17 protein-coding genes are annotated in these 22,521 nt (G+C 71.8%); 12 read left to right on the top strand and 5 right to left on the bottom strand.

What is annotated here, in order from left to right; translation table 11 throughout:
* Positions 1–347 precede the first annotated feature (347 nt).
* From SLV14N_RS26845 to SLV14N_RS26860, 4 genes are read left to right on the top strand one after another with little or no spacing between them, the layout of a single operon-like run.
* Positions 348–1,106, top strand: coding sequence for a ComEA family DNA-binding protein (locus SLV14N_RS26845; protein ID WP_208684293.1), 759 nt, complete (start codon positions 348–350; stop codon positions 1,104–1,106).
* Positions 1,103–4,681 carry a ComEC/Rec2 family competence protein gene (locus SLV14N_RS26850; RefSeq protein WP_263271426.1) on the top strand — a complete coding sequence of 1,193 codons (3,579 nt, stop codon included), beginning with the start codon at positions 1,103–1,105 and terminating at the stop codon, positions 4,679–4,681. The genes SLV14N_RS26845 and SLV14N_RS26850 overlap by 4 nt, the downstream gene beginning before the upstream one ends.
* 10 nt (positions 4,682–4,691) lie before the next feature.
* Positions 4,692–5,177 (top strand): Rrf2 family transcriptional regulator, encoded by a 486-nt coding sequence (locus SLV14N_RS26855; RefSeq protein ID WP_208684295.1) that lies wholly within the window; start codon positions 4,692–4,694, stop codon positions 5,175–5,177.
* A complete protein-coding gene (locus SLV14N_RS26860; RefSeq protein WP_208684297.1) occupies positions 5,177–5,986 on the top strand; it encodes an arylamine N-acetyltransferase in 810 nt (269 codons plus the stop codon). The genes SLV14N_RS26855 and SLV14N_RS26860 overlap by 1 nt, the downstream gene beginning before the upstream one ends.
* Positions 5,987–6,020: 34 nt before the next feature.
* Here the strand turns inward: SLV14N_RS26860 and SLV14N_RS26865 are convergent, their stop codons facing one another.
* Entirely contained in the window at positions 6,021–6,296 is a 276-nt protein-coding gene (locus SLV14N_RS26865; protein WP_229838196.1) for a hypothetical protein, read from the bottom strand.
* Between the two features lie 97 nt (positions 6,297–6,393).
* On the opposite strand from SLV14N_RS26865, the gene holA reads away from it, so the two are divergent.
* Positions 6,394–7,377 carry a DNA polymerase III subunit delta gene (holA, locus tag SLV14N_RS26870; protein WP_018088221.1) on the top strand — a complete coding sequence of 328 codons (984 nt, stop codon included), beginning with the start codon at positions 6,394–6,396 and terminating at the stop codon, positions 7,375–7,377.
* 286 nt (positions 7,378–7,663) lie between these two features.
* Here the strand turns inward: holA and SLV14N_RS26875 are convergent, their stop codons facing one another.
* Positions 7,664–8,554, bottom strand: coding sequence for a hypothetical protein (locus tag SLV14N_RS26875; protein ID WP_263271429.1), 891 nt, complete (start codon positions 8,552–8,554; stop codon positions 7,664–7,666).
* A gap of 696 nt (positions 8,555–9,250) precedes the next feature.
* The gene (gene rpsT / locus SLV14N_RS26880) at positions 9,251–9,517 is read right to left on the bottom strand and encodes a 30S ribosomal protein S20 (protein ID WP_018088219.1); all 267 of its coding nucleotides are present in this window, start codon (positions 9,515–9,517) and stop codon (positions 9,251–9,253) included.
* Between the two features lie 423 nt (positions 9,518–9,940).
* Here rpsT and lepA point away from each other — a divergent pair, with 423 nt between their 5' ends.
* The 5 genes from lepA to SLV14N_RS26905 all read left to right on the top strand — a co-directional run bounded on the left by lepA (position 9,941) and on the right by SLV14N_RS26905 (position 18,388).
* A complete protein-coding gene (gene lepA, locus SLV14N_RS26885; RefSeq protein WP_208684299.1) occupies positions 9,941–11,812 on the top strand; it encodes a translation elongation factor 4 in 1,872 nt (623 codons plus the stop codon).
* 319 nt (positions 11,813–12,131) lie between these two features.
* On the top strand, positions 12,132–14,021 hold the full coding sequence (locus tag SLV14N_RS26890) for a long-chain fatty acid--CoA ligase (protein ID WP_208684300.1): 1,890 nt from the start codon (positions 12,132–12,134) through the stop codon (positions 14,019–14,021).
* A gap of 287 nt (positions 14,022–14,308) precedes the next feature.
* Complete coding sequence (locus SLV14N_RS26895; RefSeq protein WP_263271432.1) at positions 14,309–16,426, top strand: ATP-binding SpoIIE family protein phosphatase; 2,118 nt, start codon at positions 14,309–14,311, stop codon at positions 16,424–16,426.
* Positions 16,427–16,478: 52 nt separating this feature from the next.
* Positions 16,479–17,711, top strand: a complete 1,233-nt coding sequence (hemW, locus tag SLV14N_RS26900) for a radical SAM family heme chaperone HemW (RefSeq protein ID WP_263271434.1) — start codon at positions 16,479–16,481, stop codon at positions 17,709–17,711.
* Positions 17,712–17,818: 107 nt separating this feature from the next.
* On the top strand, positions 17,819–18,388 hold the full coding sequence (locus tag SLV14N_RS26905; RefSeq protein WP_311044727.1) for a Uma2 family endonuclease: 570 nt from the start codon (positions 17,819–17,821) through the stop codon (positions 18,386–18,388).
* Here SLV14N_RS26905 and SLV14N_RS26910 read toward each other — a convergent pair.
* The gene (locus tag SLV14N_RS26910; protein ID WP_208684303.1) at positions 18,366–19,199 is read right to left on the bottom strand and encodes a DUF3097 domain-containing protein; all 834 of its coding nucleotides are present in this window, start codon (positions 19,197–19,199) and stop codon (positions 18,366–18,368) included. The genes SLV14N_RS26905 and SLV14N_RS26910 overlap by 23 nt on opposite strands.
* A gap of 153 nt (positions 19,200–19,352) precedes the next feature.
* Complete coding sequence (locus SLV14N_RS26915; protein ID WP_263271437.1) at positions 19,353–20,087, bottom strand: MBL fold metallo-hydrolase; 735 nt, start codon at positions 20,085–20,087, stop codon at positions 19,353–19,355.
* 194 nt (positions 20,088–20,281) lie between these two features.
* Here SLV14N_RS26915 and hrcA point away from each other — a divergent pair, with 194 nt between their 5' ends.
* Positions 20,282–21,298 carry a heat-inducible transcriptional repressor HrcA gene (gene hrcA / locus SLV14N_RS26920; protein WP_018088211.1) on the top strand — a complete coding sequence of 339 codons (1,017 nt, stop codon included), beginning with the start codon at positions 20,282–20,284 and terminating at the stop codon, positions 21,296–21,298.
* Entirely contained in the window at positions 21,299–22,435 is a 1,137-nt protein-coding gene (dnaJ, locus tag SLV14N_RS26925) for a molecular chaperone DnaJ (RefSeq protein ID WP_018088210.1), read from the top strand.
* The last annotated feature ends 86 nt before the right edge of the window (positions 22,436–22,521 follow it).

The following is a 22,521-nucleotide window of genomic DNA, read 5'->3' on the forward strand; positions in this document are numbered from 1 at the left end:
CGGCTTCTCCGTCTCCGCCGCCCCCTGGGGGCGCTTCGGCCCGGTCGGACCCTTTGGCTTCTGCGGCTCCTACGGTCCCCTCGGCATCCTCCGGCCCTGCGGTCCCCCCATCGCTTTCCTCCGGCTCTTCGGCGGCATCGGATCCGTCCGTCGCCTCCTCGTCCGCTTCGGCTTTCTCCGTTCCCACTGGGGCCGCTGTTCCGTCCGGCGGGGCGGAGCGGCGGGAGTGGGAGCGCGAGAGGGTGCGGGCCCGGGTCGCGGCGATCTTCGGCGACGCGAGGGTCGCTGCCGAGGCCGGTCCGCCTCCTCCTGGGCATGATCCGCCGGGCTCACGCCGTAGGGAGCGGATGTGGTGTGCCCTGCGCGAACGGCTCCCGCTATGGGTGCAGTTACGGTGTGGCACCGACCCGAAAGCGCTCGCCGCCCTGGTCCTGGTGCTCGTGGTGGCTGTGGGATTCGCCGTGCAGCACTTCTGGGCCGGCCGTCCCGAGCCGGTACGGGCACCGGCGGTCGAACGGGCCGGAGGGGCACATGGCCCCGACCCGCGAGCACCGTCACTGCCGTCCGCGTCATCGGCCGCCACCGCGGTGGCGAATGGCCCGCCGGGTACTGCGGCGCGGCAGCTGGTCGTCGATGTCACGGGCAAGGTCCGGCACCCCGGAATTCAGCGGATGCCACGGGGGGCGCGGGTGGTGGATGCCCTGCGGGCCGCGGGCGGCGTGCTGCGCGGGGCGAACGTCCAAGGGCTCAACCGGGCGCGGCTGCTGACCGACGGTGAGCAGATCGTGGTCGGAGCGGCTGGTGCGGCTGGTGCGGCTGGTGGCGGGGGCGGGGCCGGGGGCGGTGGCGGTCCTGCTGACGTGGAGGCCGGCGGGCCGGGGAGTGGGGCGCCGAGTGGCGGGGGTGGTCCGGGTGGCCCGGTCAGCCTCAGCACGGCGACCGAGCAGCAGCTCGACTCCCTCCCCGGAGTGGGCCCTGTCCTGGCCCGGCACATCGTCGAATTCCGTACCCAGCACGGTGGGTTCACCTCGGTGGACCAGCTCCGCCAGGTGACCGGTATCGGTGACCGCCGTTTCGCCGATCTGCGCCCCCTGGTGGTGCCATGACCACCCCTCGCGCCACCGTGCACGCCACGGCGGCGTCGCCGCACGGTGCCTCGGACCCGCATCAGGAGGGCCCGGCCGATCTGCGCCTTGTCGCACCCGCGTTGGCGGCCTGGGCGGCCGCGGCGATCGGTCTGGACGCCCCCGGTGCGGGAGTGGCGGTGGCCTGCGGCGTGGCCGTGGCGCTCGGGGCCGTCGCGTTACGGGTGGCCGTAGTCCGGCGCAGGGCCGAGCGTGAACCAGGGGCGGAGGAGCAGCCCGGTGTCGCTCCTCGGGCCGACACCGGGCGGCGAGGAGCGGAGTCGCCCCGCTGCCGCTCTCCCCGCCTCCGGTCGGCCGGCGCGTTCGTGGCCCTGACCGCAGTGTTGCTGTGTGCCGCGGCGGGGGCTGCGTCCGCGGTGCTGCACGCCTCTGACCTGCGGCGTGGGCCGCTTCCGGTCTTGGCGGAGCAGTATGCGCGGGTCACGGTGGAACTGGAGGTGACCGGCGATCCACGGCTGACCCGCCCCAAGGTGCGGGGCTCCCAACGGACGCCCCCGGTCCTGGTGTTCACGGCTGATGCCGTACGCGTCACGGCCCCGGACGGCGAGGTCACCGCTGTCCGCACGCCGAGCCTGGTGGTTGTCCAGCAGCCCGGAGGAGGGCGCGGCGCGGGGGGCGGGAACGATCGAGCCGAGGGCCGTGGCGGCCCGTCGAACGTGGACGCCGCCTCGCGTATCTCGGCTGCCCTCCCTCGAAACCCGGGCGCCCCAGCACAGGGCCCGGCCGCAGCCCCGCCGGGGCCGCCTGGCGTCCCGCCGCCTCCGGCCGCCGCTCCACGGGGGTCGACCGGCGTTCCGCCCGCTCCGGGCGCTGCTCCAGTGGCTTCGGTGTCTGCCGCGCACAGTTCGCCCGCTGTCCTGCAGACCGCGGTGACCAGCACGTATGGCTCGTCCGCCGCCCCGCCGCACGCGGTGACCGGCCCGTACGGCTCGTCCACCGTCCCGCAGATCGCCGCCACCACCATCCCGCAAAGCTCAGTCGCCGACCCGCCCCCGTCGGGAGCAGAGGGCCGCGCCGACGCCCGTGGGGGCATCGCGTCGGCGTGGCGGGGGCTGCTGCCGTCTACTCGGATTCGGGTGGTGGCGCGTGCTGCGCCGCCGCTGGCGTCTGGCGATCAGGTGGCTGCCGTGCTGCGGGTCACCGCCGAGGCGCCGCCGGTCAAGGTGGGTGCGCCGGACGTGCTGCAGCGGCTGGCGGGGAGTCTGCGTGCCGGGCTGCGTGAGGCCAGCAGCGGGCTGCGTCCCGATGCCCGAGCGCTGTTGCCGGGGCTCGTGGTGGGGGACACCTCGCGTGTACCGCCGGATTTGGATGATGCCTTTCGTGCCACCGATCTGACGCATCTGCTCGCCGTCTCCGGCAGCAATCTGACGATTGTGCTCGCGCTGCTGATCGGTCCGCCGCATCTTGCGTCCCGTGCCGAGCGCCGTGGGCTGGCGCCGCGCCTCGGGCTGTCGCTGCGCGGCACGGCGGTCATCGGCGGCGCGCTCGCCCTCGCCTTCGTCGTGGTGTGCCGCCCGGACCCGAGTGTGCTGCGGGCCGCCGCCTGCGGTCTGATCACGTTGCTCGCGATCGGCACCGGCCGACGCCGCTCGCTGCTCCCCGCGCTCGCCGCCGCCGTCCTGCTGCTGGTTCTCTACGATCCCTGGCTCGCCCGCAGCTACGGCTTTCTGCTGTCTGTCCTGGCGACCGGCGCGCTGCTGCTGCTCGCACCGCGTTGGAGCGCCGCACTTCAACGGCGCCGGGTGCCGCCCCGCCTCGCCGAGGTGATCGCCGCCGCGGCCGCCGCCCAGGCGGTCTGTGCACCCGTCGTCGCCGTGCTGGCGGCCCGGGTGGGCCTGGTCGCCGTGCCCTGCAATCTGCTGGCCGAACTGGCCGTGGCCCCCGCGACGGTCCTGGGCTTCGCGGCCCTCGCCGCCGCTCCGGTCGTGCCGCCGGTCGCCCAGGCGCTGGCGTGGTGTGCGGGCTGGCCCGCCGAGTGGATCGCCGGTGTCGCCCGTACGGGGGCGGCCCTGCCGGGAGCGGAGTTCGCCTGGCCGGGCGGCTGGGCCGGTGGGATGGCGCTGGCGGCCGCCATGGTGGTCCTGGTGCCGGTCGGCCGTAGGGTGCTGCGCCGTCCCTGGCTGTGTTTCCTCTGCGCGTTGGCGGTGATCCTGGCCGTGTGCCGCCCCGCGCCGTTCACCCGCGTCCTCACCGGCTGGCCGCCGCCGGGTTGGCGAGCCGTGGTCTGCGACGTGGGGCAGGGCGACGGCCTGGTGCTGGCAGCCGGGGACGGTACGGCACTGGTGGTGGATACCGGGCCCGAGCCCCACGCCATGGACCGCTGCCTGACCGACCTGGGGATCCGTCGCATCCCCCTCCTCGTCCTGACGCACTTCCACGCAGACCATGTGGACGGACTCCCGGGAGCGCTCCGCGGGCGCTCGGTCGGTGCGATCGAGACGACGACCCTGCAAGAGCCTCCGGGGCAGGCACAGTTCGTGCGCAGTACGGCTGCCGCGGCCCGGGTACCGATCGTCCGTGCCACACCGGGGGAGCGCCGCCACCTGGGTCCGCTGACCTGGGAGGTCCTCTGGCCACCCGCCCCGCCGGCCCGTCCCGGCCCCAGCGATCCCATCGGGCCTCGCGACTCGACCAATCCAACCGAGCCCCACGGCTCAACCAAGCCCACCGCCCTTCGCGGCTCAGCCGGCGCCACCGACCCTCACGGCTCAACCGACCCCTACGACCCCACTGGTTTCGCCTACCCTCACCGTCAGGAAGCGGGTTCCGGAGGCCCCTACGACTCCGGCAGCTCCGGCAGCCCTGGTAGTCCCGGCATTCCTGGCAGTCCCGGCAGTCCCTCCGGGCCCGACGCCCTCGACGGCCCCAACGACGCCAGCGTCACCCTGCTCGTCCGTACGGGAGGGCTGACCATCCTGCTGCTCGGTGACCTCGAACCGCCCGCACAGCGCGGGCTGTTCGCGGCGCACCCCGAACTCGGCGGCGTCGATGTCCTGAAGGTGGCACACCATGGCTCCGCCTATCAGGACCCGCCGCTGATACACCGGCTGGCGCCGCGCCTGGCGCTGATCTCCTGCGGCGCCGACAACCCGTACGGCCATCCGGCGCCCCGCACCATCGCGGCGCTCCGGGCCCAGGGCGCCCGGGTGCTGCGTACGGACACCGACGGGGCCATCGCGATCCTCGGCACCGAGGCCAGGCTTTCCGCCACCGTCACCGGTCATCGGGTCAAGGCCCGCATGGCCAACGGTCCGAGAACCCGGACACCTACGCATCCTGGCGCGGGTCGAGCCGAAGTACGTACAGCAGGCAACCGCCGCTCCAGGAGCCGCACCCGTCCCCTCGACAACCGCCAACCGAGCCGACCGAGACGCCAACCGAGACGCCAACCCAGATGCCAGCTGAGCCGACCGAGACGCCGAACGACCCGCAGCCTGCGGCGGTGCCTGAGTCGCCCCCGCTGCCCGCCCGGCGGACGCCGGAGTGGCGGCAGCGGCCGGATGGAAGGAGGAGAGGTGCTGAACCAGGACCTGTAGAATCCAGATTATGAGGATGAGTGAGGGCGTCGAGTGGGGCCTGCACTGCTGTGTGACGCTGGCCTGGCTCGAAGGGGACGGACCCGTGTCCACCGCTCGGCTGGCGGCTTCCTTCGAGTTGCCCGCGGCCTACCTGAACAAGCGGCTGCAGGCGCTGGTGCGGGCCGGGATTCTGAGCTCCACCCCCGGCGCGCGGGGTGGCTTCCAGCTGGCGCGGCCGCCGGAGCGGATCACCCTCATGGATGTCGTTGCGGCGATCGAGGGCACCGACGATGTATTCCGGTGTACCGAGATCCGTCGGAAAGGGGCCGGTGCGGAGGCGTCCGGCAGGGAGTTCGGCCGGCCGTGTGGCATCTCCACGGCGATGCGCAAGGCCGAGCTGGCCTGGCGGCGAGAGCTGGCCGCACAGACCCTTGCCGAGGTGATGGCAGGTACGCCCGCCTCGGCGGCGGAACGGACCCGCCGCTGGTTCGCTGCGGAGAGGACGCACACCTGATGGACACCGCTGCCACTGACGCCTACCTGGACCGGATCGGCGCCGGCCGCCCCGCCTCCCCCGATGCCGACGCGCTGCGTGCACTGCACCTCAGCCATCTGCGCACCGTCCCCTTCGAGAACCTGTCCATCCACCTCGGCGAGGAGATCGTGCTCGCGGAGCAGCCGGTGCTCGACAAGATCGTCGGTGCCCGGCGCGGCGGCTTCTGCTACGAGCTCAACGGCGCGTTCGCCATGCTGCTGGGCGCGCTCGGTTATGAGGTCGAGCTGTTGTCCGCCCGGGTGTTCGGCGCCGAGGGGAAGCTCGGGATTCCGTACGACCACCTTGCGCTGCGCGTACAGACAGCCGACGGGCCGTGGCTTGCGGACGTCGGGTTCGGCAGGCACAGCCACTTTCCGCTGCGCTGGGACAGCCGCGCCGAGCAGACCGATCCCGGCGGGGTGTTCCGGATCGAGGAGGCGGAGACGGGCGATCTCGACGTTCTGAGGGACGGCTCCCCGCAGTACCGCCTGGAGCAACGCCCGCGTGCGTACGCGGACTTCGAGGTCGGCTGCTGGTGGAACCAGACCTCGCCCACATCGCACTTCACCCAGTCCCTGGTGTGCTCACGGCTGACGGAGACCGGTCGGATCACGCTCTCCGGCCGTACGCTCGTGACCACCGCGGTGGACGGCGCACGCGAGGAGCGCCAGGTAGGCGCGGACGAGATCCTCGCCGCCTACCGGGAGCACTTCGGGATCGCGCTGGAGCGGGAGCCCGTGGTGGGCGAGGTGCCGCCGCCCGCTGTAGGGGCCCAGGGGCGTCCGTAGCCTCGTCATCCGCTCGGTGGGGCGGGGCCTGTCGTTACTCGGCCTCGCGCCAGCCCTCGTACTCCGCCGCGAGGTCGTGCAGCCGCGCGGGATCGTGAGCGGCGTCCGGGTCCTCGACGACGACCAGCCACTGTGCGTCCTCGGCGTCGTCCTCACCGGCCAGCGCGTCCCGTACGAGCTGGGGCTCCTCGGTGACACCGAAGCGTTCGGTCAGGGCTTCGGCCACCTCTTCCGCCGCGTCGCGGTCGGGCAGTACCAGTACGTGGCGCACATGTCGTACATCGGGGTGGTGTGGGGCAGCATCATTCACCGGGCCATTGTCCGACAGGGGGAGGAGGGTCCGGTCCGGCAGGGGGCGGAGAGCGTCCGGGCAGGGTTGTCAGTGGCACGTGGGATGCTGGACCGCGATGGCCAGGAAGACAGCTCACGATGACCCGCTCGCCCCCGTCACGATCGCGGTGGGCCAGGAAGACCTGCTGCTGGACCGCGCGGTGCAGCAGGTGGTGGCGGCTGCCCGGGCGGCCGATGCGGACACCGATGTGCGTGACCTCACTCCCGACCAGCTGCAGCCCGGCACCCTCGCCGAGCTGACCAGCCCCTCGCTCTTCGCCGAGCGCAAGGTCGTCGTGGTGCGGGCCGCCCAGGATCTGTCCGCGGACACCATCAAGGACGTCAAGGCGTATCTCGGCTCGCCCGCCGAGGAGATCACGCTGGTGCTGCTGCATGCCGGCGGTGCCAAGGGGAAGGGCCTGCTGGACGCCGCCCGTAAGGCCGGGGCGCGGGAAGTGGCCTGCCCCAAGATGACCAAGCCGGCCGACCGGCTGGGCTTCGTACGGGGCGAGTTCCGTGCGACGGGGCGTTCGGCGACGCCCGAGGCCTGCCAGTCGCTGGTCGATGCGATCGGCAGCGATCTGCGTGAGCTGGCATCGGCCTGTGCACAGCTGGCCGCCGATGTCGAGGGCACGATCGACGAGGCCGTCGTCGCGCGCTACTACACCGGCCGGGCCGAGGCATCGAGCTTCACCGTCGCGGACCGGGCCGTCGAGGGCCGGGCCGCCGAAGCGCTGGAGGCACTGCGCTGGTCGCTCGCCACCGGCGTCGCACCCGTCATGATCACCAGCGCGCTGGCCCAAGGCGTCCGCGCCATCGGCAAGCTGGCCTCCGCCCCGCGCGGCGCCCGCCCCGGCGACCTCGCCCGCGACCTCGGCATGCCGCCCTGGAAGATCGACCGGGTACGGCAGCAGATGCGCGGCTGGTCGGCGGACGGGGTGGCCACGGCGCTGCGCGCGGTGGCGGCGGCCGATGCGGGAGTGAAGGGCGGCGGTGACGATCCCGCGTACGCCCTGGAGAAGGCCGTCGTGGCGATCGCGCGGGCGGCCCGCTCGCGGTGAAGCGGCAGCCGCGGACGGCGGTCGACTCCGGTCCGGCCGCGGTGGACACGGCGGCAACCGTGTGTCCCGTCATGCTGCGGTAGCGGCGCTACGTGTCCAGGACCTGGGCGCAGTAGCTGTGGGCCCCGTCCCGGTGAAGCGATCCCGGTACGGCGACCTCCCCTGCCCCACGCTCCGCCGCCCCGCGATCTGCCGACCCCGCGATCCACGGGCACCGCGATCCACCCTCACCGAGCTCGCGAACTCCTACCGAGCCCGCGAGCCCGTCACCAAGACGGCGAGCCTCTCACCGGGACCGGGAGTTCTGCAGCCGCTTGAGCGTCTCCGTGGCGCTGGTCTTCAGCATCGTCGCGACCTCGTCGGCGGTCGGCGGCTTGGTGGAGCTGCGGCTCGAGGCATAGCTCGACCATGTCGACTGGTAGGTCATCCAGCCGTCCCGGACGCCGAGGATCACATACGAGCCCGAGCTCGTGCTGCCGTCGTCCTTACGGGTCACCAGAAAAGCCTCGTCACCGAGGCCCGGCACGGCCTCGACCCGGTAGCCGACGGAGGCGTCCTGCTTCTCGTAGGAGCGGTAGCCGTCGGCGAACTCGGGCGCGGGGTCGGTCTTCTTGTGCAGCGTGGCGGTGTTGTAGAGCCAGGTCGAGGAGTAGTCGGAGCTGCTTGCGTTCTCCTTCTCCAGCGAGATGTTGCACCACATGGTGTCCAGCGAGGCCTGTTGGGCGCCGCTGTGCTGCGGGTTGGTGTTCTTGGAGGCCGTGCCGGTGTTTGCCTTGGTCTTGAAGTCGGCGTTCTCGAACGGGGCCATCGAGGTGTCCGCACACAGATCACTGGTGTAGCCGTAGCCCGCGAGATCGGGGCTGGGCTCGGAGGAGAAGCCGCCGGTGGCGAACAACACGGAGCCCCAGATCGCGGACGCGGCGACGGCCCCGCCGATCGCCCAGAGCCAGCCGGACATACCGCGGCCCGCCCCGTCAGGAGCGCCGGGCGCCCCCAGAGGTGCAGCAGGCACGCCGGATGCGGGATAGCCGTATCCGGCGGCCGGCGCCTGCGGTGGGGCCTGCTGTGCGTAGGGATTCTGCTGCGCGGGCACCGGATTCTGCGGCGCGGGAACCTGGCCGTAGGGATGGGGCTGTGGCTGGTTGTACGGATTGTTCTGATCCCCCGATATGGACATGGCCGCAGCGTAGCGGAACTGGCCGAAAGTGAACCTGGCCCGATGCCCCGAATTCCCTCTACGGTGAGCAGCCCGCGCCTCTTGTTACGGGTTTTCCTTGCGGGCTTTGTTGTGAAATGTGCTGTGGGATGTGTTGTGGATGCCCTTGTTGCTGTGGTTTTGCTGCGGTTTTGCTACGGGGCTCGGCTTCCGGGCATTTCCTGAGCGGCATTTGTGGTGAGGGATCCGTCGAGGGGCCCTTGTTGAGGTGGCTTTGAGACAGGGCTGTCGCTGTGGGGCCGTTGTTATCGCAGGCACACGCCGCCGGTGGAAGCCCGCCCAGCGGAAGCCCGCCCAGCGGAAGCCCACCCGGCTAAAGCCCACCCAGCCGAAGCCCACCCGATAAACAACCGACAAAAGCCTGCAGCGTCCTGCTCGCCCCCGCCACGACAAAAGGCCCCGCCTCGCCCCTGGGGAAGGGGAAAGGCGGGGCCTTCGTATCAAGCTCTTGCGGCTTCGTCGGCGGTGGTGACCGCCGGGTGAGCCGGGTGCGCCGCACCCGCGTGGCGAACGCAGGCCGTGTGCGGCGCGGTGGTGCACCGGTCAGGGAGCGGAGAGAGGGGCCGCTGGGTCCCTGTCGGCAGGGTTACTGCTCTGGTACTGCGGGGGGACGAGGATCAGCCCTGGACGGGCCGAGGACCTTCGTCCGTCGGAAGGTCAGCCCTTGAGGGACGCGACCTTCTTCGCCAGCGCCGACTTCTTGTTGGCGGCGGCGTTCTTGTGGATGACACCCTTGCTGACGGCCTTGTCGAGCGTCTTGGCGGCGGCGGCCTGGGCGGTGGTGGCCTTCTGCAGGTCACCGGCCTCGACGGCCTCGCGGGTGCGACGGATCGCGGTCTTCAGAGTGGACTTGACAGCCTTGTTGCGCTGACGAGCCTTCTCGTTGGTCTTGATCCGCTTCATCTGGGACTTGATGTTCGCCACGAAAGAGCCTTTTCAGGTTCGTTGGAGTTTCGAGTGGCGCCTCGTACGAGAGAGGGCACGAAGCGCAGTGGACCAGGCTACCAGCAGGGTCTACGGCCTCCCAAACCGGACCGGACCCACCACCTGACCGCCGCCCGCCCCCGCCGGATCCACCACCTGACCGCCGCCCGACTCCCGCCCGCCCCCGCCGGAGCGGCCGGCCCGCGCGGTCCGCCGGTCCGCCCGTTCCCGCTCCCCGAGCCCCTCGGCACCCGCTGCGAGCCCACCAGTCCCCGCCCCCCGACCTCTCCATCCCCCGCCCCGGAACCGCCCGATCCCGTCTCCGCCCCGCCCAAACCGGACCGGGCCCCTCGCTCATGGGACGATGGGGGAGACGTCACATACCCGAGTCCCGCCTACCCGCGTTCACTGAATGGACCCTGCGTGCCCGCGACCCCTACGAACGTGCCGGAGCCGAGCCGTACCGATCCGGCCCTCCTCCGTAACTTCTGCATCATCGCGCACATCGACCACGGCAAGTCGACGCTCGCCGACCGGATGCTCCAGCTCACCGGTGTCGTCGACCAGCGGCAGATGCGCGCGCAGTACCTCGACCGCATGGACATCGAGCGCGAGCGTGGCATCACGATCAAGTCTCAGGCGGTCCGGCTGCCCTGGGACCCCTCCGAGGGTGAAGAGGGAAGTGGCACGACCCACATCCTCAACATGATCGACACCCCGGGCCACGTCGACTTCACCTACGAGGTCTCCCGCTCGCTCGCCGCGTGCGAGGGCTGCATCCTCCTCGTCGACGCCGCCCAGGGCATCGAGGCCCAGACCCTCGCCAACCTGTACCTGGCGATGGAGCACGACCTCACGATCATTCCCGTCCTCAACAAGATCGACCTGCCGGCCGCGCAGCCCGAGAAGTTCGCCGCCGAGCTGGCCAATCTGGTCGGCTGCGAGCCCGAGGACGTGCTGAGGGTCTCCGCCAAGACCGGCGTCGGCGTGGCCGAGCTGCTGGACAAGGTCGTCCGCGAGGTGCCGGCCCCGGTCGGCGTCAAGGACGCCCCCGCCCGCGCGATGATCTTCGACTCGGTCTACGACGCCTACCGCGGTGTCGTGACCTACGTGAAGGTCGTCGACGGCACGCTCAGCAAGCGCGAGCGCATCAGGATGATGTCGACCGGCGCCGCGCACGAGCTGCTGGAAATCGGCACGAACTCCCCGGAGATGAAGGCCGCCGACGGTCTGTCCGTCGGTGAGGTCGGCTATCTGATCACCGGTGTGAAGGACGTCCGGCAGTCCAAGGTGGGTGACACGATCACCCAGCTCACCAAGGGTGCCCAGGAGCCGCTGGGCGGCTACAAGGACCCCAAGCCGATGGTGTTCTCGGGCCTGTACCCCCTGGACGGTTCGGACTACCCGGAGCTGCGTGACGCGCTGGACAAGCTGCAGCTCAACGATGCCGCGCTGGTCTACGAACCGGAGACCTCCGCGGCCCTGGGCTTCGGCTTCCGCGTCGGCTTCCTCGGTCTGCTGCACCTGGAGGTCATCCGCGAGCGCCTGGAGCGCGAGTTCGGCCTCGATCTGATCGCCACCGCGCCGAACGTGGTCTACCGCGTCGACATGGAGGACGGGACCGAGCACGAGGTCACCAACCCGAGCGAGTTCCCGACGGGCAAGATCGACAAGGTGCACGAGCCGGTCGTCCGGGCCACGATCCTGGCGCCCAGCGAGTTCATCGGCGCGATCATGGAGCTGTGCCAGAACCGCCGCGGCAACCTCCTCGGCATGGACTACCTCTCCGAGGACCGCGTCGAGATCCGCTACACGCTGCCGCTCGCCGAGGTCGTCTTCGACTTCTTCGACCAGCTCAAGTCCAAGACCCGCGGCTATGCCTCGCTGGACTACGAGCCCACCGGTGAGCAGGTGGCCGACCTGGTCAAGGTCGACATCCTGCTGCACGGCGACAAGGTCGACGCGTTCTCCGCGATCTGCCACAAGGACAAGGCGTACGCATACGGCGTGCGGCTGGTGGCCAAGCTGCGGGAGCTGATCCCGCGGCAGAGCTTCGAGGTGCCGATCCAGGCCGCCATCGGCAGCCGGGTCATCGCCCGTGAGACGGTCCGCGCCATCCGCAAGGACGTCCTCGCCAAGTGCTACGGCGGTGACATCTCCCGTAAGCGGAAGCTGCTGGAGAAGCAGAAGGAAGGCAAGAAGCGGATGAAGATGGTCGGCAGCGTGGAGGTCCCGCAGGAGGCCTTCATCGCGGTGCTGTCCTCGGACTCCGACGGTGACGCGAAGAAGAAGTAGCGCGTAGCCGGTGACGGCGGCGACAGGGCGCAGGTCCCCAGGGGCCGGCGCCCTGTCGGCTTCCCGGCTGCGCATCGGGATGAACGCGCCGCATGGCGCCGGGGGTGGCGTGATCCGGACCGCCGGGTGTGGTCTGGTGTGGGGGAGCGGCGCGGCGCACTATCGGGCATTGTGTGTGCTACGTACAGCTATCGCACTGGTCACATCGTGAACCGGTAGGTCGCAGCCCCTTACGCGTCGGCGCATCGCGCTCTAGTCTGATCACTGCTCAAAGGTTACTCGCGAGTCACCAGCAATGAAGCGGGCCCCGGAGGACGCCGTGACGGACACCCACACGCTGATCGAAAACCGGCCGCCTTCGGTGGCACAACTCTTCCTGGAGCGGGTCGCGGCCACGCCCGAGATCGAGGCCTATCGCTATCCGGTCCCTCCTTCGACGGGGCAGGGCCCGGACGACTGGAAGGCGATCAGCTGGTCCCAGGCCGCGGAGCGGGTCTACGCCGTGGCCGCCGGGCTCATCGCGCTCGGCGTACGCCCCGAGGAGCGGGTGGCGCTGGCCGCCAACACCCGTGTCGAGTGGATCCTTGCCGACCTCGGGGTGCTCTGCTCCGGCGCCGCCACCACCACGGTCTACCCCAGCACCAACGCCGAGGAGACCGCCTACATCCTGGCCGACTCGGGCAGCCGGGTGCTGATCGCGGAGGACGCCGGACAGCTCGCCAAGGCCCGCGCGCAGCGCGCTGAGCTGCCCGAGCTGGCCCATGTCGTCGTCATCGACGAGGCGGGCGCGGAGCCCGCCGAGGGCGATCCGGAGGGCTGGGTGCTCACCCTCGGCGAGCTGGAGAAGCGCGGCACCGCCTATCTGGAGGAGCACCCGGAGTGCGTCAAGGAGCGGGTCGCCGCGCTGCGCGCCGACCAGCTGGCCACGCTCATCTACACCTCCGGTACCACCGGCCGTCCCAAGGGCGTCCGGCTGCCGCACGACTGCTGGTCGTACATGGCCCGCGCGATTCAGGCGACGGGCCTGGTCCATGAGGACGATGTGCAGTACCTCTGGCTGCCGCTGGCGCATGTCTTCGGCAAGGTGCTCACCGCCGGGCAGATCGCCACCGGCCAGGTGATCGCCGTGGACGGCCGGGTCGACAAGATCATCGAGAATCTGCCGGTCGTCCGGCCCACGTACATGGCGGCCGTGCCGCGGATCTTCGAGAAGGTCTACAACGGGGTCGCGGCCAAGGCCCGGGCGGGCGGCGCCGCCAGGTACAAGATCTTCCAGTGGGCGGCCGAGGTGGCCCGCGAGTACGCCAAGGTCTCGCAGGACAACTTCCGCCGCACCGGCAGCGCCTCGGTGCCGTTCGCGCTCGGCGCCAAGCACAAGGTCGCCGACACCCTCGTCTACACCAAGCTGCGGGAGGCGTTCGGCGGCCGGCTGCGCGCCGCGGTCTCCGGCTCGGCCGCGCTCTCGCCGGAGATCGGCTACTTCTTCTCCGGCGCCGGTATCCACATCCTGGAGGGCTACGGCCTGACGGAGTCCAGCGCCGCCAGCTTCATCAACCCCGGCGAGGCCTACCGCACCGGAACGGTCGGCAAGCCGCTGCCCGGCACCGAGGTGCGGATCGCCGAGGACGGCGAGATCCTGCTGCGCGGCCCCGGCATCATGCAGGGCTACCACGGCCTGCCCGACAAGACCGCCGAGGTCCTGGAGGAGGACGGCTGGTTCCACACCGGCGACATCGGCGAGCTCTCCCCGGACGGCTATCTGCGGATCACCGACCGCAAGAAGGACCTGATCAAGACCTCGGGCGGCAAGTACATCGCACCGGCCGAGGTGGAGGGTCAGTTCAAGGCGGTCTGTCCGTTCGTCTCCAACGTGCTGGTGCACGGCGCCAACCGGAACTTCTGCACCGCACTGATCGCCCTCGACGAGCCGACGATCCTGACCTGGGCGAAGGAGCACGGCCTGGGCGGCAGGAGCTACGCCGAGGTCGTCGCCACCGACCAGGTCCGGGAGCTGATCGACGGCTATGTCGAGCGGGTCAACGAGGGGCTGCAGCGCTGGCAGCAGATCCGCAAGTTCCGGCTGCTGCCGCGTGACCTGGACATCGAGCACGGCGAGGTGACCCCCAGCCTCAAGATCAAGCGGCCGGTGGTGGAGCGGACGTTCAAGGATCTGCTTGACGAGATGTACGCGGGGGCGCGCGAGGCGTAGCCGTACGGCACGGCGGTGCGGGAAGGGCCCCGGTCGGCCCCGCCCGTACCGCCGCGCCCGTATGGGTGAGATGCGGCTGCCGCGGGAACCACCGCGGCAGCCCGTAGATCGTCCCTGCCGGTTCCCCGGGCCCGTCCTCCCCGCGTCGGCCAACTCCCTCGGCGCGTCAGCCGAATTGGTGGCTGCGCCCACCCACTTCTGTGACTCAGTGCTTATGTCTGCGCTCGTTCTGTCACTCTGTCGTTGGCGCATCCGGCGCTGTAGCGGAGCTGCTCGGGAGTTGCTCAATGAGGACGACCACTTCGTCTCCACGGGACGACGACGTCACGGCGGCGCGCACGACGAGGGCGGACGGGTTCCCCGGCGGACCCGCGGCCGGGCCTGCCGACGGTCCCGCCGCCCGTTCCCGTCGGGCCAGTCTGCCCGGTGATCCGCAGGCCGCTGCCGCCGCCCGGCGCTTCGTCCGGGCCACCTTCGCCGACTGGGCCGGCCGGCAGCTGACCGGCGCGGAGGGCCTGACCGACCGGCTCGCGGACGCAGCGGAGCTGCTGGTCAGCGAGTTGGTCACGAACGCGGTCGTGCACGCGGGCACCACCGTCGAACTCCGCTGCCGGCTGGATCCGGAGGCCGGGCGGGACGGCGGCGCTGAGCCGTACCGGGGCCGCACCGGGGAGCCGTACGAGGCGCCGCACCGGGAAGCGACGGCCGCCCCGGGAGCCGGCGCCGACGGCGCGTCCGGCCCCGGCATCGTCATCGAGGTCTCCGACCACCATCCCACCCAGCCGGTCCGCGCCCGTGCGGAGAGCGCCGCCTCGGAGAACGGCGGGCACGGGCTCCAGCTGATCAGCGCGGTCGCCGAATCGTGGGGCGTCACCTACCGCCGGGCCATGAAGACCGTGTGGTTCCGGCTGCCCGTGGGGGCCGTGGACGGCGCCGGGTGGCCCGAGCCGGAGTTCACCCTCGACAACCAGCTGCTGCAGTGCGAGCTGCGGGCCGCCGAGCTCCTCGCCCCGGCGCCGCGCCGGGCCGCCCGGCCGGAACCCGGCACCGGCCGGATCGACAACGGCGCCCTCTCCTTCCTCGCCGAGGCCTCCGATCTGCTCTCCGGCCAGCTCGACGCCGACCAAGTCGCCGCGCTCGCCGCCCAGTTGATCGTGCCCCGGCTCGCCGAATGGTGCGCGGTGTGGCTGTACGACGGCGACAGCGGCGCACCCGGCCGGGGGATCGCCCAGGCCGGCGACGAGCAGCGGCTCGCCGGCGTCTGGCACACCAGCGAGAGCCGGATCGACGCGCTGCGCACCGCGCTGGAGAAGCAGCCGCCGGAGCTCCCGGGCGGTGGCGCGTCCGGCAGCGCGCCGGGCGTCGTTCCCTGGCCCTGCCCGTACGAGCCGGGCGGCTACGGCCCCGGCGGCGCCGCACTGGCCTGCCCCCTGGTCGCCGGCGGCCGGCGGCTCGGCACCCTGCTGCTCGGCCGGGGCGGACTGCCGCACTTCCCCGACGAGGCGGTCGGGCTGATCGAGGACCTGTGCCGCCGGGTCGCCCGCGCGGTCGCCACCGCACGTGCCTACAGCCGCCAGGAGCGCATCAGCCAGGTCCTGCAGCGCCGGCTGCTGCCCCGGGGGCGGGCGCAGGTGCCCGGCGTGGAGTCGGCGGTGGTCTACGAGCCGCGCGAGGGCGCCTGGGCGGGCGGCGACTTCTGGGACCTCTTCGACGCCGGGGACGGCCGCTGGTGCTTCGCGCTCGGCGATGTCTGCGGCAGCGGCCCCGAGGCGGCCGCGGTGACCGGGCTGGCCCGGCCGGTGCTGCGGCTGCTGGCCCGCGACGGCTTCGGTGTCGCGGCGGTGCTCGACCGGCTCAACAAGACCATGGCGCGGGAGGCCGCGGACTCGGTCGCGGCGGTCGCGGCGGCGGTCGCGGCGGCCGGCGCCGGGGCGGAGGCACCGGTCGAGATCCGCGAGGAGGGCGAACAGGCCCGCTTCCTGTCTTTGCTCTACGGCGAGATCGTCCCCTACCCCGGCGGCTCCGGTGGCGCCCGCTGCACCCTCGCCAGCGCCGGACACCCGCTGCCGCTGGTCCTGGGTACGGACGGCGCGGTCCGGGTCGTCGCGGCGCCGCAGATGCTGCTGGGGGTGGTGGAGGACGCCGCGTACGTCAGCGAATCGTTCGACCTCTGCCCGGGGGAAACGCTTCTGTGCGTCACCGACGGGGTGACCGAGCGGCGCTCGGGGCGGCGGCTCTTCGACGACGAGGACGGACTGGCCACCGCCCTCGTCGCGGGCGCCGGCCTGGGCGCCACCGCCCTCGCGGACCACATCCGCAGCACCGTCCACGCCTTCGGCCCCACCCCGCCCGACGACGACCTGGCCCTGCTGGTCCTGCAGGCGTCGGGGCCCGGGGTGTCCTGAGGCACAGCGGCACCGGACGGGTACCGCCCCGCCATGACGGACAATGGTTCCCATGCCTTCCGCACTGCCTGATGGTGAGCCGATGCCCGAGGACGGGGCGCTGCCCGGTCATACGCCGGCCGATGCCGCCGGACGCCCCCTCGGCTTCTATCTGCATGTGCCCTACTGCGCGACCCGCTGCGGCTACTGCGACTTCAACACCTACACCGCGAGCGAGCTGCGCGGTTCCGGCGGCGCACTGGCCTCGCGGGACAACTACGCCGAGACCGTCGTGGAGGAGATCCGGCTGGCCCGCAAGGTACTGGGCGACGACCCGCGCCCCGTCGAGACGGTCTTCGTCGGCGGCGGCACCCCGACCCTGCTGCCCGCCGCCGACCTCGGCACGATGCTGGCCGCGATCCGCGAGGAATTCGGCCTCGCGCCGGGCGCGGAGATCACCACCGAGGCCAACCCGGAGTCCGTCGACCCCCGCTACCTCGACGAGCTGCTGGCGGGCGGCTTCAACCGGGTCTCCTTCGGCATGCAGAGCGCCCGGCAGCACGTCCTGAAGATCCTCGACCGTACGCACACCCCGGGCCGCCCCGAGGCCTGTGTCGCCGAGGCCCGCGCGGCCGGCTTCGAGCACGTCAACCTCGATCTGATCTACGGCACCCCGGGCGAGACCGACGACGACTGGCGCGCCTCCCTCGACGCCGTGGTCGGCGCCGGCCCCGACCATGTCTCCGCCTACGCCCTGATCGTCGAGGAGGGCACCCAGCTGGCCCGCCGGATCCGCCGCGGCGAGGTCCCGATGACCGACGACGACGTGCACGCCGACCGCTACCTCATCGCCGACGAACGCCTCGCCGCGGCAGGTTTCACCTGGTACGAGGTCTCCAACTGGGCCACCACCGACGCCGCCCGCTGCCGCCACAACGAGCTCTACTGGACCGGCGCCGACTGGTGGGGCGCCGGCCCCGGCGCCCACAGCCACGTCGGCGGCGTCCGCTGGTGGAACGTCAAACACCCCGGCGCCTACGCCCAGGCCCTCGGCGAGGGCCGCTCCCCGGGCGCCGGCCGGGAGATCCTGTCGGACGAGGACCGCCGGGTCGAACGCATCCTCCTGGAACTGCGGCTGGCGGACGGCTGCCCGCTGGACATCCTGGCCCCGGCGGGAGCGCGGGCGGCGGCACGTGCGCTGGCCGACGGCCTCCTGGAGCCGTCTCCCTACGAGCGCGGCCGTGCCGTGCTGACCCTCCGGGGGCGGCTGCTGGCGGACGCGGTGGTGCGGGATCTGGTGGACTGATCACTCGGCTGAGGGATCTCACCCCGAGACCCGGCCCACCGGGCATCGCTGTCCCTAGGCTGCAGGCAACACATCGGCAGGCAGGGACAGTTGGGCGGTTGGCCATAGTGCACGATCAGTGCATCGAGGAGTACTTCGCGGAGTTCGAGCCTCCAGAAGGGCTCCGGGCGGAGCTCCTGCGCCGGGAGATTCTGCTGACCGGCGGGACGGACATCGCCCACAACAGGATCGTCAGCGAGGTGACGGGCCAGATTCCGCACGACCGCTGGCAAAGATTCGCGACACAGCATCTCTCGATCCCGGGGGAGGTCAGCAAGCCGCAGCCCGACCTCGTGGTGATGGAGCGCGGAAGGTGCCAGGGTTCCGGATGGCTCGTACCCGCTTCGGACGTGACGCTGCTGCTCGAGGTGGTTTCCCTGCGCAGCGCCGACCGCGACTACGGCCTGAAGCGCTCCATCTACGCCGCAGGGAGAATCCCCGCGTATCTGATCGTCGACCCGTATGACGCCCGCTGTGTACTGCTGACGGAACCGGACGGCGCGGGAGAGGACGCCGACTACGAGGTTCAGCGCACCGTCTCGTTCGGTGTTCCTCTCCGCGTCGACACCCTCGGCATCAAGCTGGACACCTCCCGGTTCGGAACCCTTCCTGCCGTCACACGTCACCGCCGCCCGTAACGAAGTCGATCAGCTCCTCCACCCTCCCCAGCAGCGCCGGCTCCAGGTCCTTGTAGGACCGCACGCAGGACAGGATCCGCTGCCAGGCGGCCCCGGTGTTCTCCGGCCAGCCCAGGGCCCGGCACACGCCCGTCTTCCAGTCCTGGCCGTGCGGGACGGACGGCCAGGCGGGGATGCCGACCGAGGACGGCTTCACCGCCTCCCAGACGTCGATGTACGGGTGGCCCACCACCAGCGCATGGGCACCGGTCACCCCGGCCGCGATACGGGACTCCTTCGAGCCGGGCACGAGATGGTCGACGAGGACGCCGAGGCGGGCGTCCGGGCCGGGGGAGAAGCCGCGGACGATCGCCGGCAGGTCGTCGATGCCCTCCAGGTACTCCACGACGACGCCCTCGATGCGCAGGTCGTCGCCCCACACCCGCTCCACCAGCTCGGCGTCGTGCCGGCCCTCCACATAGATGCGCCCGGCGCGGGCGACCCGTGCGCGGGCGCCGGGCACGGCGAGAGAGCCCGAGGCCGTTCGTGCGGGGCCGCTCTGCGCCGGCGCGCCCTGGGGGCGTACGAGCGTGACCACCTTGCCCTCCAGGAGGAAGCCGCGCGGTTCCATGGGAAAGACGCGGTGCTTGCCGAAGCGGTCCTCCAGGGTGACCGTCGGGCCCTGCGCCGTCTTCTCGCAGCGGATCACGGCGCCGCAGAAACCCGAGGTGACCTCCTCGACGACCAGATCGGGCTCTGCGGGCACCTCGGGTGCGGGCCGCTGCTTCTTCCAGGACGGGGTGAGGTCGGGGCTGTAGTGCCTGTTCTGCATCGGGTGGGGCCTGTTCTCTGCGGGTGGTCGGTGTTTCGGCCGGCGGGGGGCCGGGGGGCGCCCCCCCCGGGGGGGTGCAGTCAGGGCGGGGTGCGATCGGGGCCGTAGCGCCTGCTCTGCATGGGGGCCTGTCCGTGGGTGAGCGGGCGGTGGTCAGGAGGGGGCGACGCCGAAGCGGGCGGCGAGGGCGTCCCGTTGGGCGCGGACGAAGCGGGCGTCCACCACGGCGCCGTGGCCGGGCACATACCGTGCGTCCTCGCCGCCGAGGGCCAGCAGCCGGTCCAGTGCGCCGGGCCACCGCTGCGGCAGCGCGTCCGGGCCCGCCTGGGGTTCGCCGGACTCCTCGACCAGATCGCCGCAGAAGACGATCTCCGGGGACCCTCCCCGGCCCGGTACCAGGACCGCCAGATCGTGGGCCGTGTGACCGGGGCCGACGTTGGCGAGCAGCACCTGCCGGTCGCCGAGCTCCACGGTCAGCTGGTCGTGGACGTGGTGGTGCGGGGCGACCAGCAGATCGGCGGCCTCGGCGGCGGCGTCCCGGCCGACGCCGTGCCGCATCGCGTCGTGCCGCAGTACGTCCTTGCCGCGGCGCAGCAGCTCGCCCAGCCCGGCCGCGCCGAAGACCTCGACGCCCGCGAAGGCGGCGGTGCCCAGCACATGATCGAAATGCGGGTGGGTGAGCGCGACATGCGTCACTCCGCGGCCCAGCACCCCGCGGATCGCACGCCGCAGATCCGCGCCGTCGCGCAGGGTCGCGCCGGTGTCGACGATCATGACGCCGGTGGTTCCCGCGATCACCCCGATCGTCTCGTCCCACCCCGGCATACGGCGTCTGGCGACACCGTCACCGAGCTGTTCCCAACCGGCCTCTTCCCAAGCAGTGTGCATACCGAGACGCTAGCGCCATCGCGATAGCGTTGCCCGACAGATCGGCCGAACACGGTCATCGGGCGGGTGCCGTGCGCGGCTGCCCTTGCCGTGTGCGTGCTACTCGGCCGTACACTGGCTCCGGGTCTGGCACTCGGCCCGTGTGAGTGCCAGGAGAGTCGATACGGCGGACGGCCGGACAGGAGGTGCGCGGGATGCTCAGTGAACGCAGGCTCGAAGTGCTGCGCGCCATCGTCCAGGACTATGTGGGGACGGAGGAGCCGGTCGGCTCCAAGGCCCTCACCGAACGCCATCAGCTCGGCGTCTCCCCGGCCACCGTCCGCAACGACATGGCGGTCCTGGAGGACGAGGGCTTCATCGCCCAGCCGCACACGAGTGCCGGGCGGATCCCGACCGACAAGGGCTACCGCCTGTTCGTCGACAAGCTGGCCGGTGTGAAGCCGCTGTCCAGCCCGGAGCGGCGGGCGATCCAGAATTTCCTGGACGGCGCCGTCGATCTCGACGACGTGGTGGGCCGCACGGTCCGGCTGCTGGCGCAGCTGACCCGGCAGGTCGCGGTCGTGCAGTACCCGTCCCTGACCCGGTCCACCGTCCGGCACGTCGAGCTGCTGGCGCTGGCCCCGGCCCGGCTGATGCTGGTGCTGATCACGGACACCGGGCGGGTCGAGCAGCGGCTGATCGACTGCCAGGCACCGTTCGGCGAGACCTCGCTGGCGGATCTGCGGGCCCGGCTCAACAGCCGGGTCGTGGGGCGCCGGTTCGCGGATGTGCCGCAGTTGGTGCAGGATCTCCCGGAGTCCTTCGAGCAGGACGACCGCGGCACGGTCTCGACAGTGCTGTCGGTGTTGCTGGAGACTTTGGTGGAGGAGACCGAAGAGCGGCTGATGATCGGCGGTACCGCCAATCTCACGCGCTTCGGGCACGATTTCCCGCTGACCATCCGGCCGGTGCTGGAGGCACTTGAGGAGCATGTGGTGATGCTCAAGCTGCTCGGCGAGGCCAAGGACTCGGGCATGACCGTACGCATCGGGCATGAGAATGCCCACGAAGGCCTGGCGTCCACATCGGTCGTCACGGTCGGCTACGGTTCGGGCGACGAGGCAGTCGCCAAACTCGGCGTGGTCGGACCGACCCGCATGGACTACCCCGGAACGATGGGAGCGGTACGCGCAGTGGCACGTTACGTCGGACAAATCCTCGCGGAGTCGTAAGTGGCCACGGATTACTACTCGGTCCTCGGCATCGGCCGTGACGCCTCGCAGGACCAGATCAAGAAGGCCTTCCGCCGGCTGGCGCGCGAGCTGCACCCGGATGTGAACCCGGATCCCAAGACCCAGGAGCGGTTCAAGGAGATCAACGCCGCTTACGAGGTCCTCTCGGATCCGCAGAAGAAGCAGGTCTACGACCTCGGCGGCGACCCCCTCTCGCAGGCGGGCGGCGGCCAGGGCGCGGGCGGCTTCGGCGCGGGCTTCGGCAACTTCTCCGACATCATGGACGCGTTCTTCGGCACCGCGTCGCAGCGCGGGCCGCGCTCGCGCACCCGCCGTGGCCAGGACGCCATGATCCGGCTCGATGTCGAGCTGAACGAAGCGGCCTTCGGCACGACCAAGGACATCCAGGTCGACACCGCCGTCGTCTGTACGACGTGCAGCGGTGAGGGCGCGGCGCCGGGCACCTCGGCGCAGACCTGTGACATGTGCCGCGGCCGCGGTGAGGTCTCGCAGGTCACCCGGTCGTTCCTGGGCCAGGTCATGACCTCGCGGCCCTGCCCGCAGTGCCAGGGCTTCGGCACGGTCGTCCCGACGCCGTGCCACGAGTGCGCGGGCGACGGACGTATCCGCTCCCGCCGCACGCTGACCGTCAAGATCCCGGCCGGTGTCGACAACGGCACCCGCATCCAGCTCGCGGGCGAGGGTGAGGTCGGCCCCGGCGGCGGCCCCGCCGGCGACCTCTACGTGGAGATCCACGAGCTGCCGCACGCGGTCTTCCAGCGGCGCGGCGACGATCTGCACTGCACGGTCACCATCCCGATGACAGCGGCGGCGCTGGGCACGAAGTGCCCGCTGGAGACGCTGGACGGGGTGGAGGAGATCGATGTCCGGCCCGGTACCCAGTCCGGCCAGTCGATCCCGCTGCACCAGCGCGGTGTGACCCATCTGCGCGGCGGTGGCCGCGGCGACCTCATCGTCCATGTCGAGGTACAGACACCTTCCAAGCTCGACCCCGAGCAGGAGGAGGTGCTGCGGCGGCTGGCCAAGCTCCGCGGCGAGGAGCGGCCCACGGGGCAGTTCCAGCCGGGGCAGCAGGGGTTGTTCTCGCGTCTGAAGGATGCGTTCAACGGGCGATAGCCCAGGTCGGCCCGGGGTCCGCGGAGCTGCCGCGGACCCCCGCGGCAGCCGCCTCCCCGGTTCGGAGCGAGGGGGTGGGCGTGACA

It is taken from the genome of Streptomyces sp. Je 1-4 4N24 (assembly GCF_026239515.1).
GTDB classification, from domain to species: domain Bacteria; phylum Actinomycetota; class Actinomycetes; order Streptomycetales; family Streptomycetaceae; genus Streptomyces; species Streptomyces nigrescens.